General features: G+C 39.3%; 11 protein-coding genes. 6 read left to right on the forward strand and 5 right to left on the reverse strand.

Annotated elements, in window-relative coordinates:
• The first annotated feature begins 141 nt into the window (after positions 1-141).
• On the forward strand, positions 142-1,110 hold the full coding sequence (locus tag HII17_RS16840) for a hypothetical protein (RefSeq protein ID WP_169076543.1): 969 nt from the start codon (positions 142-144) through the stop codon (positions 1,108-1,110).
• Here HII17_RS16840 and rimO read toward each other — a convergent pair.
• Complete coding sequence (gene rimO / locus HII17_RS16845) at positions 1,107-2,552, reverse strand: 30S ribosomal protein S12 methylthiotransferase RimO (protein WP_169076544.1); 1,446 nt, start codon at positions 2,550-2,552, stop codon at positions 1,107-1,109. The two genes, HII17_RS16840 and rimO, sit on opposite strands and share 4 nt — an antisense overlap.
• A 175-nt stretch (positions 2,553-2,727) precedes the next feature.
• Between rimO and HII17_RS16850 the strand changes: the two genes are divergently transcribed.
• The 3 genes from HII17_RS16850 (at position 2,728) to HII17_RS16860 (ending at position 6,268) form a co-directional block, all read left to right on the forward strand.
• Positions 2,728-3,129 carry a hypothetical protein gene (locus HII17_RS16850; RefSeq protein WP_169076545.1) on the forward strand — a complete coding sequence of 134 codons (402 nt, stop codon included), beginning with the start codon at positions 2,728-2,730 and terminating at the stop codon, positions 3,127-3,129.
• Between the two features lie 272 nt (positions 3,130-3,401).
• Positions 3,402-4,094 carry a TorF family putative porin gene (locus tag HII17_RS16855; protein WP_169076546.1) on the forward strand — a complete coding sequence of 231 codons (693 nt, stop codon included), beginning with the start codon at positions 3,402-3,404 and terminating at the stop codon, positions 4,092-4,094.
• 44 nt (positions 4,095-4,138) lie between these two features.
• The gene (locus HII17_RS16860; RefSeq protein ID WP_211185401.1) at positions 4,139-6,268 is read left to right on the forward strand and encodes a methyl-accepting chemotaxis protein; all 2,130 of its coding nucleotides are present in this window, start codon (positions 4,139-4,141) and stop codon (positions 6,266-6,268) included.
• A 57-nt stretch (positions 6,269-6,325) separates the two neighbouring features.
• On the opposite strand, the gene HII17_RS16865 is transcribed toward HII17_RS16860, so the two are convergent.
• Positions 6,326-6,988, reverse strand: coding sequence for a Crp/Fnr family transcriptional regulator (locus HII17_RS16865; RefSeq protein ID WP_169076547.1), 663 nt, complete (start codon positions 6,986-6,988; stop codon positions 6,326-6,328).
• Between the two features lie 87 nt (positions 6,989-7,075).
• Between HII17_RS16865 and HII17_RS16870 the strand changes: the two genes are divergently transcribed.
• Complete coding sequence (locus HII17_RS16870; protein WP_169076548.1) at positions 7,076-7,891, forward strand: sterol desaturase family protein; 816 nt, start codon at positions 7,076-7,078, stop codon at positions 7,889-7,891.
• Positions 7,892-7,982: 91 nt separating this feature from the next.
• Here HII17_RS16870 and HII17_RS16875 read toward each other — a convergent pair whose 3' ends face one another.
• Positions 7,983-9,167 (reverse strand): DEAD/DEAH box helicase, encoded by a 1,185-nt coding sequence (locus HII17_RS16875; protein ID WP_169076549.1) that lies wholly within the window; start codon positions 9,165-9,167, stop codon positions 7,983-7,985.
• 46 nt (positions 9,168-9,213) lie between these two features.
• Entirely contained in the window at positions 9,214-10,818 is a 1,605-nt protein-coding gene (locus HII17_RS16880; RefSeq protein ID WP_169076550.1) for an ABC-F family ATPase, read from the reverse strand.
• Positions 10,819-11,234: 416 nt separating this feature from the next.
• Here HII17_RS16880 and HII17_RS19155 point away from each other — a divergent pair, with 416 nt between their 5' ends.
• Positions 11,235-11,861: a PEP-CTERM sorting domain-containing protein gene (locus HII17_RS19155; protein WP_235938914.1), complete on the forward strand. Its 627-nt coding sequence runs from the start codon at positions 11,235-11,237 to the stop codon at positions 11,859-11,861.
• Between the two features lie 133 nt (positions 11,862-11,994).
• Here the strand turns inward: HII17_RS19155 and HII17_RS16890 are convergent, their stop codons facing one another.
• Positions 11,995-16,128 carry a hybrid sensor histidine kinase/response regulator gene (locus HII17_RS16890; RefSeq protein WP_235938916.1) on the reverse strand — a complete coding sequence of 1,378 codons (4,134 nt, stop codon included), beginning with the start codon at positions 16,126-16,128 and terminating at the stop codon, positions 11,995-11,997.
• Positions 16,129-16,145: the final 17 nt, after the last annotated feature.

Consider the following 16,145-nt stretch of genomic DNA (forward strand, 5'->3'; position numbering starts at 1 on the left):
TATAAACACAGCGATATCGAAGAAATTTATCTACTTTAACGGCTTTTCGCTACACGTTTAAAGTTATTTTCATTACAGGCACTAGGCAAAATTCATTGAATTAGCGCATAATAAGCATTAGCGTTCATAAAGAAGTGATATATGAAGTTTGATTATTCTGTTGGTGTGCAACTGTTAAAGCCATTGTATTTGTGGCTAATGCTGCTCCTTGGTTATCCTTCCCAATTATTAGCAAGTACGCTCAATATTGAGACGATTTGCCAACAGTCTTCTGCCAAGTGCCTAGAGATTATTGATACGAAATTAAATAAAACTAGCTACCCTAGCCGCACCTGGTACAAGCTCAAACTACTGCAATTAGAAGCTCATTTTTTATTGGGAAATATAGCGCAATTGAACAAAGCGTTAATGCCCTTTCTCGATAACGAAGACCTGCCTATGAGCTTCTTGGTTTATGTAAAAATTTATCATGCTAAGGTAATGAACCAACTTGGTGACTCACAGGCTGCACAACAAGATTTAGCACAGGCGCTGAATTTATTACATGAAATCCAAGAGCACTTGCCTCGGCCAATGCGATTGATAGAAATTGCCAACCTACAAATACTCAACAAACAATACAACCAAGCAGAGCAAACATTATTGTTGTTAGAAAAAAGGTATGCTCAAGATGCTTTGCCGCTATTTAATCAAGAGTTATACGCCAACTTAGGCCATATAGCAGCGAGGCTAGATAAGTTAGTTGATTATTTTGTTTATACCGAAAAGTCGCTTTTCTATGCGCTTAAAACAGATAACAAACAGCAAATTTCTGTCGCCCACTATAACTTTGCTCGGGCGGCTATGATAAATGGTAGCTTAGCGAAAGCGCGCGAGAATTTTATGCATGCATTGCTTCAAGCAACGTTAGCAAAAGATTTCGCCACACAAATTGATGCTAAGATACGCCTGATAGAAATTGCTTTGAGGGAGAATAACTCAATCAGGGTAAAAGAGCTGCTGCCTCAACTAAAACAAACAGCTCTTTCATATGACTTTGATTTAAAGGAATATCAACTATACCAGCAGCTGCAAGCCAAGCTTGCCAAACAAGGTATCGAGACGCATTAGTCTTCGACGCGCACGCCCCACACATCATGTTCGTCAGCATGAATAATTTGCACCCAAATCATATCGCCCGGCTCGGCGTCATAGTCATCCGATAGATACACCTTACCATCTACCTCTGGAGCATCCATATACGAACGCCCTACTATGCCTAAATCATTCACTTCATCTACTAAAACAAGATATTCTTGGCCTATTCTGTCTTGAAGTTTCTGCGCGCTAATTTCCGCTTGAACTGACATAAAACGTTGCAAGCGATCTTCCATCACATCTTCTGGTACATGATCAGGTAAGTCGTTTGCCGTTGCACCTTCAACAGGTGAATATTTAAAGCAGCCAACACGATCTAGTTTTGCTTCACGTAAAAAGTCTAATAACTCTTCAAACTCTTCTTCCGTTTCACCAGGAAAGCCAACAATAAACGTTGAACGAATCACGAGTTCAGGGCAAATTTCTCGCCAATTCTTAATACGTTCTAGAACGCGATCAGAACTACCTGGGCGCTTCATCAACTTAAGAATACGTTTGTTCGCATGCTGGAACGGAATATCTAAATACGGAAGAATTTTACCTTCTGCCATTAACGGAATAATGTCATCAACATGCGGGTACGGATAAACATAGTGTAAGCGTATCCAAATGCCTTGTTTTGCGAGCTCTTCACATAATGCTTTCATATGGGTTTTTACTGGCATACCTTCGTAAAAATCCATTTTGTGTTTCACATCTACACCATAGGCAGATGTGTCTTGTGAGATCACCAACAATTCTTTCACACCCGCATTGGCTAAGCGTTTGGCTTCACCTAATACGTCACCTACAGGACGTGAATCTAAATCACCACGCATTGACGGGATAATGCAGAACGTACAACGGTGATTACACCCTTCAGATATTTTTAAGTACGCAAAATGCTTCGGCGTAAGCTTTACACCTTGATCAGGAATTAAATCTACAAATGGATTGTGCTTTGGTTTTTCAACATGTTCATGCACTTGTGCCAATACTTCATCATAGGCATGTGGGCCAGTTACACCTAATACATTCGGGTGAAGTTCAATAATTTCATCTTTCTTAGCGCCTAAACAGCCAGTAACTAATACTTTACCGTTTTCTTTAAGTGCTTCACCAATGGTATCTAACGACTCTTGCACTGCCGCATCAATAAAGCCACAGGTATTCACAATCACCATATCTGCATCGTTATAACTTGGCACCACATCATACCCTTCAGTACGAAGCTGGGTAAGAATGCGTTCAGAATCAACTAAATTCTTTGGACAACCAAGGCTTACAAAACCGATACGCGCCGCATTATCAACATGCTTGGCATTTTCATTTTGCTCAGCAATCACTTTGGCTGGATTTTCTAATGTTGTGGTTTGCTTAACATCAGATTGAACCGTTGTTACAGGATTGTTTGGGTCGAATTGTTCAACAGTCATAGTGTGCCCTTTATGCGTCGAATGCTTGGTTAGGTATTTAAAGTGCGCGGATTATACAGGAAGACTCAAACTAATTCAGCTTTTCCCCTAAACACGACAAAGGAGCGTTCGCATCCTAACAATGGAGAAAGCTTTTGTTTACAATAATCAGTACTAATAAGCACTATAAGATTTTATGTTATCAAGAATAATTGACCCTAGCGGGTTATACATTGCCGATTACGCGTTGTTTTTAAACATTTTACTATCAAGTGCATTACTCATTGCCTATGCACTGCTGTGGGTTTGCAACACTATTAAATTAGCAATCAATAACTCGCCCTTTATTCACCTTAAATTTGCTTCGCTTATAAAAGCAAATGGTTATCTATTTGTTAGTGGATTAATCACTACTGCTTTTTATCTAGTAATTTTTAGTTGGCAATCTTCCGAGTGTGGCTTTGGCTACGCTTTGGGTGTGCCAACGAAGTTTTGCTTTGAAGAAAGTATTACTATATTTCCTGTAAGCTACTTAACACTAGCCTTTTCACAAGCAACATTAATTATCTTATATTCTATTTTAGTAAAGCGTAATTAAGGCTAAAAGAAAGTTTATAGAAACCACCCTATATGCTTACTTGAGTCAATAATCAGGTTTTACCATAGTAAATTAGATACCGAGTAGATATACATATTAATTATTGCTCTGCAAACAAATCAATTACATAACTGTATTACGTAGTAAGCAAGGTTAAAGGTTAAAGCTAAATGCAAAACTACAACTTATTTATAAATTAATAGCTTATTACTCCAACTTTCGAATTTTCAAACTATATTTATTAAAAGAATATTACCTACTAAGGGGATACTATGCTGAAGCGTGCCAACTGGTTACCCATCGCCTTCACATCATGCGTATTGTTTTCAAGCCAAAGTACGGCTGAAGTTTCGGTTACTTTAACTGCTGCTTCAGATTACTTATTTAATGGTATTTCTCAAACCGATGAAAACCCGGCAATTCAGGGCAGTATTGATTGGGCAAACGCTCAAGGTTGGTACGTGGGAAGCTGGGCATCAAATGTTGATTTTGGTGACGAGACTGACGCTGAGATAGACTACTACGGTGGTTTCTCTAACAGCATTAATGACGATGTTTATTATGACGTAGGCTTAGCTCACTACACCTATATTGGTGGCGGTGATAGTAGCGACATTAACTATACCGAGGTTTATCTAGCGATTGGCTACCAATCAACTGAAATCAAAGCTTGGTATGCCAACGATTACGCAGGTACAGATGCTGGGCACTACATCATCGCTTTGTCTCATACATTTCAACTTACCGAAACCGCTACGCTTACCGTTCAAATTGACCGCTCTACGAGTTTGGATGACGACAAGTTCAGTTGGGACACAAATGATGACAGTTACATGCATGCCAAAGCAGAAGCCGCGTTCAGTTGGCAACGATTAGATTTTACTATTGGTGTTGAAAAGACAGATCTCGATTACGACGATGACGTAAAGCTGTTAGGTACAGTGAGCTACACCTTTGGTCTTTAGCACTTGTTTATCGATGAAGAGTTAAATAAATTCAGGTTAGTCCTATGATATTTGAAGAAAAAAGCCTTTCCGTTAAGTTACTATCTGTCGTTGGTGCCTTGTTTATTATCATGTCTGTTTGTTATATGGCTGTTACCGCCTATTCACTCGGCAATACCGAAAAAGTCATTGTCGACCAAGTGGGTGAAGAGGTTTCCCGCCAAATAGAAGGTACGGTACGTTCAAAAACAGATGCTATAGCGGGGCAAATTGCCAATTTATTTGAGCAGTCTTTTTCAGTGCCAGCTAGGTTAGCAAGCCAAATAAAGAGCAATATCGAGGGTGAAATTCCTCAGCCACTTAATCGGGACCAAGTAGAAGCATTAGTAAAAAGTACCTTAAAGTCAGGCAATACCTCATCGTTATATGCACAATTTGAAGATAACCAATTCGACGGCAAAGACAGCGAATATACGCAAGGTTATAAACACTCGGTTGTCGGCAATGGCAGTTTTGAAGTCTACTTTGTTAAGGAAGACAGCGGCAATATTACTCAGGAAGTCGTTGATGACGCTAACGAAAAACATGATGCAACGCTAGATGAATACAACTTTAGGGCTGCCGAGTGGTACCTTTGCTCAATGGACAGTTTGAAGGCTTGCGCTTCCAATCCATACAACTATGAAATTCGCCCTGGTTACAATGAATTAATGACAAGTCTAGTCGTACCGGTTATCGCCGATGGTACATTTAGGGGCGTTGTAGGCGCCGACCTTAATTTACCTATTTTGCAGCAACTCGCGAAGGAGTTAAAAGCCTCTCTCTATAACGGGAATGCTAAAGTTTTTATCGTTAGCCATAAAGGTTTTCTCGCCGCAGCAACGGAAAATGAAGAGAGCTTGGCAAAACCGTTTAAAGGTGTTTTCAAAAACAGTACCGCCCTGCTAGCAACTTCAGGGCAAAATAAAACAACGACCATTGATAATTTTTTATATGTCGTTCAACCGATTAAAATCGCCACGGCGGCTGTCGATTGGCAATTGGTCGTTGGTATCAATGTAAATACAGCGATGAAACCTGTATCTGAAGTATCCGATATGATCTCGGACGAAGTAGCTAGCATACTTTCCAGTACCTTAATTGTCGCATTAATATTAATTGTAATCGCCTTAGTGCTAATAAAAATCTTTACCCGAAGCATTGTTAAGCCCGTAGAATTAGTTGCCGACAGAATGGCTGAACTTGCTGGCCAAGGGGGTGATTTAACCCAAGCAATTGACATGCATTCACATGCAGAGCTAATAAACCTGAGTAATGGATTTAACCGGTTTAGAGAAAAGGTAAGAGAACTACTAGAACTTGCCAAACAGTCTGGCTTTCGCGTGATGGACATGAGTGAGGAAAGTAAAGATAACGCCCAGAAAACGCATCAACATATTTCGACACAGCAAACCGAGGTCAATACAATTGTCACTGCTATCACCGAAATGTCTGCCACCGCGCAAGAGGTAGCAAATACAGCCTCTTCAGCGGCAGATAATGCCAATGCGGCCACTCAGTCAGTTAAAGATACTGAAAGTGAGGTCTCTATTGCCTCTCAACAAGCATCTGAGCTTTCACAAGAGATAAGTTCAGCCTCTGATGCGGTAAAAGCGGTATCAATTCGCAGCGATGATATTAGGAAAATACTCGATGTTATTGGTTCAATTGCTGAGCAGACAAATTTACTTGCGCTTAACGCTGCGATTGAGGCCGCTCGAGCCGGCGATCATGGTCGAGGCTTTAGTGTTGTTGCAGATGAAGTAAGGGCACTAGCGTCTAAAACCGCCGAGTCAGTTGATGAAATATCTCAAGTGATCACCGCCCTTCAACAAGAAGTTTCACATACCGTGAATATCATCGAGCAAGGCAGTGTAAAAGCTGATAATGCCGCTACATGTGCAACAGATGCATTTGAAAAAATGCAAGAAACAGTATCGCAAATTGAAGAGATAAATCAGCATATTATTCAAATCGCAGCCGCTGCTGAAGAGCAAAGCCAAGTATCCGAAGAGCTAAACAAAAACATGGTTGTTATCGGTGATGCCACCAATGAAGTCGCAAACCTTTCAGAAGCTTCAGAGTTAAGTGCAACTACAATACACCAGTCAGCGCATGAACTAGTTGAGCTGCTCAATAAACTTAAAACAAGCTAGGCTATCAATGAAAACATTAAATGTTTAACAACAATTGAGCCTTTTTCAGTTGTTACACTAAAGCGAGGTAAGTTCTGATTTTTGTTCTATCCACCGAGTAAAAGCTGACCGGTCATTTATTATTATGCGTCCATAAGCTAATTTTATTAGCCCTTGCTCAGTGAGTACATTCAATGCTTTATGGCAAGACAGCACCGTTACACCTGTGACATCAGCCAGATCTGACTGTCGAATGACGACATCATTTGTACCTCTTGTTTTTGCAATCGTTACTAGTGTTTTTGCAAGACGAACAGTTAACGGTAGTCGACGTACATCATCGAGAATTTCTAAGCAGTCATGTAGCTTTGTTGCTAAAGATGCGAGTAAGGTGTCTTTTAGCTGTGGGATACGCTGGCAGGCTAAATCGAATTCGGAAGCGTTCAGCTGGAGTACCTCGGTATCGCCCAAAGATTCTGCATTGTGGGTTCTAGGTAAGTTTCCAAATAACGTAAACTCACCAAACGTTTCACCAGGCTCCAGCACTCGTGTAAGGCAATACTTACCATCCAAGCCATAATTACCGACCTTAACCAAGCCGCTAATGACGACAGAGAGTCCTGGTTTAACATCCCCTCTTGCATGAATCAGTTTATCGCTTGAATAAAACACTGTTTGACCAAACTCACAAAGTAGTAAAACCATTTCATCAGGTAGTTTATGTAAATTATCAGTACTCATATCTTAGCCAAATATATAAAAGTATATATTTGAACATTTCATCACTTGTTAAAGTCATTGGCAATGACAAATTAAACAAGGTGAATTATGAACGAACAAATAGTGATAACCGGTATATTTCTTTGTTTTGCATTCATCGAAGCGATAAAAGGGCAGCTGCTTAATAAATCGACGGAAGTACGTGATGATCTAAAGGTTGAACTTATTAGCACCGTCACTTTATTTGCGATTTCACAACCAGTAATTCTATGGAGCGTTGACGCACTGCTGTCGTCGGTAGCGCTAGAATTAAAAGGAGCCTATGAAGCAACACCTGTCATTATCCAAATTCTTTGTTTCTTAATATTTGATGATATGGCGCAGTACTGGTGGCATCGCGCTTCACATACCTTTAGGCCACTTTATAACCTTCACCGAGCTCACCACAATGGCAAGTACATGAGCGTTCGCATTGTTTATCGTAATAACATCTTCTATTACTTAATGATGCCGTCAATTTGGTTTTCTGGTGTATTGGTTTATCTAGGCTTTGGTTGGGTTTATGCCGCTTACCTGATTGTTAAGTTGGCGGTAATCATAGGTGCACATGCAGAGTGGAAGTGGGATTCCATATTATACAAACGCCAATGGTTAAACCCTGTCACTTGGCTTATTGAACGAACAATTTCAACGCCGTCAACGCACTCAGCACATCATGGGTTAGATCCCAACGATGGCGTAACAAACTATAAAGGTAATTACGGTAATTTACTTTTCTTTTGGGATGTTTTGTTTGGTACTGCCAAAATTACCCGAAAATACCCTACGCGTTATGGTGTTTCTGGAATGTTTCGAGCAGACTGGAAAGAACAACTTATTTGGCCCTTGTACAAAACACCAAGGAAGCCAAAAAACTCTCGTTAGTTAACTATTGAATATAAGTAACAGCAAGGGCGTCATTTAGTAAATATTCAAGCAGAATTGAGGAGAGCTTAATTCTGTAATACTAAATTAATTACTGCCTTTTATGCTTAGGCACATAATCTAAAATAGAAATTGGTACGACTTTTTTGACTGGGAACCCTTCAAATTCTTTTCTTTCGATTATATGCCCTAAGCGGCTTTCTATCGCACAAAGCTCTCTAAAATTATCTTTTGATACTAAAGAGATTGCTTCACCGGTTGCCCCCGCTCGGCCCGTTCGACCAATGCGGTGGATGTATTCATCGGCTTGGGCAGGTAAGTCATAGTTAACCACCCTAGTTAGTTCACCTATATCAATGCCGCGTGCGGCTATGCCTGTTGAGACCAGCATGGTAATTTTACCCGATTTAAAATCCGCTAAAATTTGCTCTCGGTTCGCTTGCGTTCTGCCACCATGAATAGACTCTGCTTTTATGCCGCGTTTTTCTAACTGACTAACCAGTTTCGCAGCACCATGCTTTGTTTCAATAAATATAAGTGCCTGCTGCCACTGCTGTTCTTTAATTAAATGACTAAGCAACGCGGATTTATTGCTTTTATCTACCGTTACTAACCACTGGTTAATTTGAGGTTTTGATGCTTTGTCTTGTGAAGTTGCAATTTCAACTGCATCATTAATCGTTCGTTTAGCTAACGCGCGAACAGCAGGAGAAATGGTTGCAGAAAACAGTAAATTTTGGCGCTGTATTGGAAGACGCTTAATAATTTTATTGATATCGTCAATAAAGCCCATATCAAGCATTCTGTCTGCTTCATCTAACACTAATACTTTTAATTCATCAAAGTGCAAAGCCCGCTGATGCACCATATCTAACAACCGCCCAGGTGTGGCGACAAGAATATTAACGCCCCAAATTAACGCTTGTTTTTGTGGTGTAGAATCGACACCACCATACATAGCCATAGAGCTAAGTTCTAAATATTTTCCATAGTTCGCAATGTTTTGCTCTACTTGAACAGCGAGTTCTCGAGTAGGTGTTAAGACAAGCGCTTGAATGCGTTTGCCGCGCAATTTGTTACCATTGTTTAGTCGTTCAAGAATTGGCAATACGAAACTGGCGGTTTTACCGGTTCCTGTTTGGGCTGCAGCAATTAAATCTTTACCGTTTAGTGCAACGGGAATCGCTTGCTTTTGAATTGTTGTAGGCTCACTATAGCCCAATTCAGCAATGGCTTTTAAAACAGGCTCTGACAACCCTAGCTTAGAAAATGGCATAACATTACCTTACTTGTCATAAATAGATTTAATTGAATTAACTCGATTACGCTACTTGTTGTTGTACAATTTCTGTCGCTAAGTATTCATCTAACGAGCCATCGAAGTTAACTAATTTTTTATCCTTAATGTCGACAATACGTGTAGCCAAACTTGAAACAAATTCACGATCGTGGCTCACAAAAATCAGTGTACCTTCAAAGTCTTTAAGTGCATTATTAAGCGCGTCTATAGCTTCAATGTCCATGTGGTTGGTCGGCTCGTCCATAATCAACACATTAATGTCTTGCATCATCAACATACCAAACAATAAGCGATTTTTTTCTCCACCCGAACAATTACGCGCTTTTTTATTGGCATCATCTTCAGTAAAGAGTAATCGGCCCAACATGCCTCGAACCATTAAGTCATTATGGCAAGGTCTGCGCCATTGCGACATCCACTCCATCAGTGTTAGCTCATTATCAAAAAAGTGACTGCTATCTTGCGGGCAATAGCCAACTGAAGCATTTTCAGACCATTTCACTACACCAGATGATTGTTGTAATTCATTCATTAAACAACGTAAAAAAGTAGTTTTTCCTACGCCGTTTTCACCAATTATGGCAAGTTTACTACCTGCTTCTAATAGCAAGTCACCTTGTTCAAATAACACTTCACCGTCAAACCCGTGACTTAATTTTTCAAGTTCTAAGGCTTGCCGGTACATTTTTTTACCTGAAGAAAATGCGATATTCGGTGTTATTCGACTGGAAGATTTAACTTCATCAAGTTTAATTTTATCCATTTTCTTCGCGCGAGAGCTGGCTTGTTTCGCTTTAGAAGCATTAGCGCCAAAACGATTAACGAAATCTTGTAATTCTTCAATTTCAGCTGCTTTTTTAGCATTGCCAGCAAGTAATTGTTCTCGCAGTAAGCTTGATTGCGCTAGGAAGAATTCATAGTTGCCCGGATAAATACGTAATTCCCCATAATCGATATCTGCCATATGTGTGCACACAGCATTAAGGAAGTGCCGGTCATGAGAAATGATAATCATGGTGCATTTACGTTTGTTTAACTCTTTTTCCAGCCAACTTATCGTATGAATGTCCAAGTTATTGGTAGGCTCATCAAGTAGTAAAATATCTGGATTAGCAAATAGCGCCTGTGCTAACAACACCCGTAATTTCCAACCGGGAGCAACTTGTTGCATCAAACCATAATGCAGTGACTCTTCGATGCCCGCTTCAAGTAGAATTTCACCAGCACGACTTTCCGCACTGTAACCGTCCATTTCAGCAAATTGACTTTCAAGGTCACCAACCCGCATTCCATCGGCCTCACTCATTTCTGCCTGTGCGTAGATACTGTCTCTTTCTTGTTTTACTTTCCATAGCGCAACATCACCCATAATCACTGTATCAATTACGCTATACTGTTCAAACGCAAACTGATCTTGGCTTAGCGTACCGACTTTGTTCCCTGCGGTTATCGAGACATTACCTGAACTTGGCGCTAACTCTCCACTGAGTATTTTCATAAAAGTAGACTTGCCACAGCCATTAGCACCAATCAAGCCATAGCGGTTACCGTTGCCAAATTTAGCGGAGATGTTTTCAAACAAAGGCTCAGCGCCAAATTGCATTGTAATATTCGATGTAGTGATCAAAAGGAGTATCCTAGATTCTGCTAGTAGCTTTTAGAGGCGAATTGTTAGCGAACAATATAACTCAAAATATTAAGGCCGCGCAGTATACAGGAATAAGCGAAAGCCCCCTATCAAATATTGTTTTTTTATGATTATTTTTCACCCCGTAGATTTTGTGCTTGTGCTAAAATTTACAGCTCACTAAGCAGCCATATACCCGTCTATCAAAGCCTAAACCATATTAAATAATTCAATGAATTCAGTGTCTTATTCCTTTACAACTAACAAATAAAAATCCCCAAAAAACCCATAAGCCATTGATAAATATACAGTTACCATGCTGGCCTATTTTATGCATAGTAACATCCGAATATAAATAGCTGATATAGTTAACAATATTCTCCGAATTCGAATAATGTATTATCAAGGAAAATAATATGAAATTAGCAGTCTTTAAAGCAGCAGTCGCTGGTTTATTTTTATCTCTAAGTAGCTTTGCATCAGCCGGGTTAATAGTTGACGTACAAGACTTTAGTAACAATACAGCAACTGAATATTTTGTTGATGTTGACGGTAACAAAACTAACACCCCATATTATAGAGGCTCAAACCAGGATTGGGGTTGGGTTCACGACGCGATAGCAGGTACGTTCACATCTATTATACTTGATGTTTCCGGCTACGATATCGACTTTGCTCAAGGTGAATTCGATCAGATATCAGTTTTTGATGGTGCTTCATGGGTTGATCTTGGCAATTTGACAGGAACAGATAGCACATGGACATTCACTCAGTTTGATTTATCTGGTTTTGCTTGGGCAAATGCGCAAGTAAATGCTGGTTTGCAAGTAAGAATGGACATTGACACTACCGGTTCTGGATGGTTAGTAACATTAGGTAAGTCAGTACTATCAGTAGATGATGGCTTAGGTGGTGGAGGTAGCGGCAGTGGCTGTGTACCGACTCCTGGTATTCCTTGTGTAGATGTACCAGAGCCTTCAACATTAGCAATATTTGCTCTAGGCTTTATGGGCTTAGCATCACGAAGATTTAAGAAGCTATAACCTAAGTTTCTAGGATGCTTATAAAGAGCCCGCATAATGTGGGCTTTTTTCTGTCCGGTCACTAACAAAAAACACTTTGCAACGGCAATTTTTACTTTTATTTAGCCTCTATAAATCGGTACACAAACCTTCATCATATAGATTGATTTAACCAATAAACTAACTTTTCTTGAACACTCTTTGGCTCAATAGGCTTAGTAAGATAGTCATCCATTCCAGCATTAAGGCACTTCTCTTTGTCACCTTGCATTGCATTAGCCGTCATGGCGATAATTGGTACTGAAGTATTATTCTTTCCGGCATCTCCTGCTCTTATTCTTCCCGTCGCTTCATAGCCATCCATTTGGGGCATTTGGCAGTCCATAATGATTATCGTGTATGGGTTTTCATCATTTGCATTATTCAATGCTGATAAGGCTTCTACACCATTTGCTGCAACATCTGCTGTTAAGCCAATATTTTTTAACACGCTTAAAGCAACCATTTGGTTTACTCTGTTATCTTCAACCAACAGTATTTTTGTATGTTCAGGCCAATCAATAGTTTCTTGCTCATTGTCAGGATTTTCTTCAATAAGTGGATTAGCCAGAGTACCAGCGCTCGAGCTAACATTGTTTTTCCTACTGACTGCTATATTTATTGCATTTTCCAAGTCAGAAGGTGTTGCTGGTTTAGGAAAAGATGAATCAATACCTATTTGTGCAAATAATTGTTCATCAATCTGTTCATCCATCAATGTCATCATCACTATTGCCATGGAATCGTATTGTGCATTCTCTCTGATCAAAGTAGCCAATACTTGGCCATGCATAATGGGCATATCCATATCGATCAGCGCTAAATCAAATCGACCTTGACTTTCAGGCGAAAAAGCCCCTTCACACACCGTTAACGCCTGCGCACCACTTTGTGCAGACTTTATATTAACACTCCAGCTTGCGAGTTGTTTAGCCAGCAATTCTCGGTTTGTTTCATTATTATCGACCACTAATACGTTTAACTGAGAATGTTCAGGTGGCGCTATCACATCAACCTTATTTGAAGCCGCTTTTACTACACAAGAAATTTCAAAACGACTTCCAACGTCTAATTCACTAGAAACATTGACATCACCGCCAAGTAAGTTACACAAACGTTTGGTTATACTTAACCCTAAGCCAGTTCCGCCATATTTTCTTGTCGTTGATGCATCAACCTGACTAAACGCGTCAAAAAGTGTCGGAATTTTGTCTTCATGAATACCGATTCCTGTATCAGTAACTACACAACTAAACTCATAGCTTCCGCCACTATTAGTAGTTGAAAGTGTTGCTGTTATCGATATCTCACCACGTTCTGTAAACTTAATCGCATTGCTTAAAATATTCAGAAGTATTTGTCTAATTCTTCCCGGATCAGAGTTAACGAAACTAGTATGGATCCCCGTTATATCGAGAATGATTTCTACATTTTTTTGCTGTGCTGATAGAGCAATTGATTTTGCGAGTTCTTCAAGTAGACTTCGCAAATCAAAATCTATCAATTCCAATTCTAATTTATCAGCTTCAATTTTTGAAAAATCGAGAATATCGTTTATCAGTGTTAATAAAGAGTCTGCGCTAGAGTTAGCAATTTTAACGCGTTGAGCTTGTTCGTTGGTTAACTCACTGTTTTTAAGCAAATTGAGCATCCCCAGCACACCATTCATTGGCGTTCTAATTTCATGGCTCATATTTGCAAGAAACTCTGACTTCAATTGTGTTGCTTCTTCGGCTTTTTTAAGCGCTTCTTTCAAGTCATTTGCTTGCGCTTTTAGTGAAGCGGTTTTTTCATTTACTTGTTCCTCAAGCGCGACAACAAACTTTTTTTGTTTAATTATTTCTGTTTGTTGTAGCCGAGTTCTCAAATAAATGAATATGAAAATTGTTAAGACAATCAATATTGAATATAAACTATAAGCCCACCAAGTTTTCCAAGGTGGCGGAGAAACATGCAAATTAATAGCTAAAACTTTTTCCCCCCAGTTGCCATTGCTATTGGTCGCTTTTACTAAAAATTTATAAGAGCCACCATCTAAATTGGTAAACGAAGCTGTATTTCGATTGCCTATTTCGATCCAGTTATCATCATAACCTTGAAGCTTATATGCATACTGATTTTTATTTGGTGAGATAAAATCTAATACAGAAAATTCAAAAGAAAAAAAGTAATCCAAATAAGATAAGTGAATATCCTTCACATATGAATATGGCACATCAAGCGTTACCGGCTGCCCCATTTTATTGAAACCAGTTAACACTAAATTAAAGTCCGTCTCTGTCGACTCCTCTGACGCAGTGCTAAAAAATTCGACCCCTCGCTGGCTACTGCTAAACAGTATTTCATTTGCGCCTCTAACTAAACTATTTGCATAGTAGTTTAATCCTAACAAACCGTTATGGTTGTCATAATTAATCACTTCATCCGTTAACGGATTTAAGCGCGATATGCCTTTATTTGTCGTTAACCACAAGTTACCGGCTTCATCATCTGAGATAGCACGAATTAATGAGGTTGGAAGGCCACTTTCTACACTGTAATGTTTGAATGATTGAGTTTCAGGAAGGTACTGATTTAGTCCTTTTTGAGTCGCTACCCAAATTTGACCACTTCTTGATTGATACACATCTTGGACAATATTACCCAATAAGCTTTCAGAGTTATTTTTATCCGCTTTAAACGAAACAAAATGCTGAAATTCTTCCTGCCATAAATTAACACCATCTCCTGTACCAACCCACATATCACCATTAACATCTTTAAATATTTCTAATACTTCCGGGTGAGACAACCCTGAACTTTCAGAAATGTGTTTAAAATTTTTTGTCGTAGTGTTGTATAAGTAAAGGCCATTTTTATAGGTACCAATCCAAAGGTTACCCTTGTTATCTATGTTTAATGTACGAAACTCTCTAAACTTTTTATAGTTTTGATCTGACTTTGGAAAATTTATTGCTTCAACAGTGTTTGTGGCTAAATTAAACTTTGCGAGCCCTTCGTCTTGTGCAATCCATAATGTGTTTTTTCCATCAGGTAAAATAATTGGACGCTCAATCACGCCATTACCAGTAAAGCCATTATCTTTACTAAAAATGGGGGCTGATAGTTTTTCTAGTTTTTCATTTACAACCTGCCACTTAAAAACTTCTGATGCTGACGACACAATCAAAACATCACCATTGCTGTCGGTAGCTATTCCATTTGGGGCAACCAAAGCTGGATTATTTATTGATTTGAAGCGACGATGCGGTACCAGTTTATAAATGCCATGGACTTCACTTGTAATCCATTTGGTTTTTGTATTGTCTTCAAAAATAATTCGAAAACCATTATTTTGTTCCAGTTCTAGTTTTTCCAGCTCACCTGCAGGAGAAGCCTGACGATATACACCTTTACTGGTTACAAACCATACAGCGCCATTTTGGTCTTCAATCATCGAATTAACTTGCCCCAAATTTTGTTCTGTTTTGCTCTGAACAGGGAAGAATTCACCAGTATCTTGCTCGAAAATGAAAGGACCATGCTGCGTGGCAATGAAAAATTTACCGGAAGCAGTTTTTAATAGGCTTCGAATTTCATTCGCTCCAGTGGGTGTTTTGTTGCTTGGGTCAGGAAAGAAATGGGTAAAATTTTGTGTTCTCTTATCAAAAAGATTTAAGCCATAGCTCGTAGCCACCCATAAACTGTTATCATCGTTATCTTCTATATCCCAAATTCTATTATGAGATAGGCTGCCGAGCCCGTCTCCTGTTTTAGTGATCCGCTCAAAGCGATTATCGCCTAGATAACGATTTAACCCTTGATCATAGGAACCAAGCCAAATTATTCCTTCTTTATCATGAAATAATGATTGAATTCTATTTGAAGATATAGTGTCTGTCCGCTTAGGATCGTGAATAAAATTTTCAAATACTCCTGTTTTGGGGTCATATAAATTGGCACCACCACCCCAGGTACCTATCCAAATATTTCCGCCGTTATCTAACATGAGATTACCGGCATCATTATGCGATAAGCCGTTAGCATTCATACTATCAAATTCGAATAAAGTTACTTTACGCCCGTCATAGCGCATAACGCCGTTTTCAGCGGTTCCAAACCAAAGTAGCCCTTGACGGTCTTGGATAATTGAATAAATTTCTGAAGAAACAAACCCATCTTCAGCGGTAAGTTTTTTAACTGAGTAATCATTTATCTGTTTAGCTGATTCAACATAACTATAGGCAGGAGTAATGGTTGCAATAAGCATTATTATTGCAAAGTAAA

Origin of the sequence: Thalassotalea algicola, from assembly GCF_012932965.1 — a bacterium.
Lineage (GTDB): Bacteria > Pseudomonadota > Gammaproteobacteria > Enterobacterales > Alteromonadaceae > Thalassotalea_F > Thalassotalea_F algicola.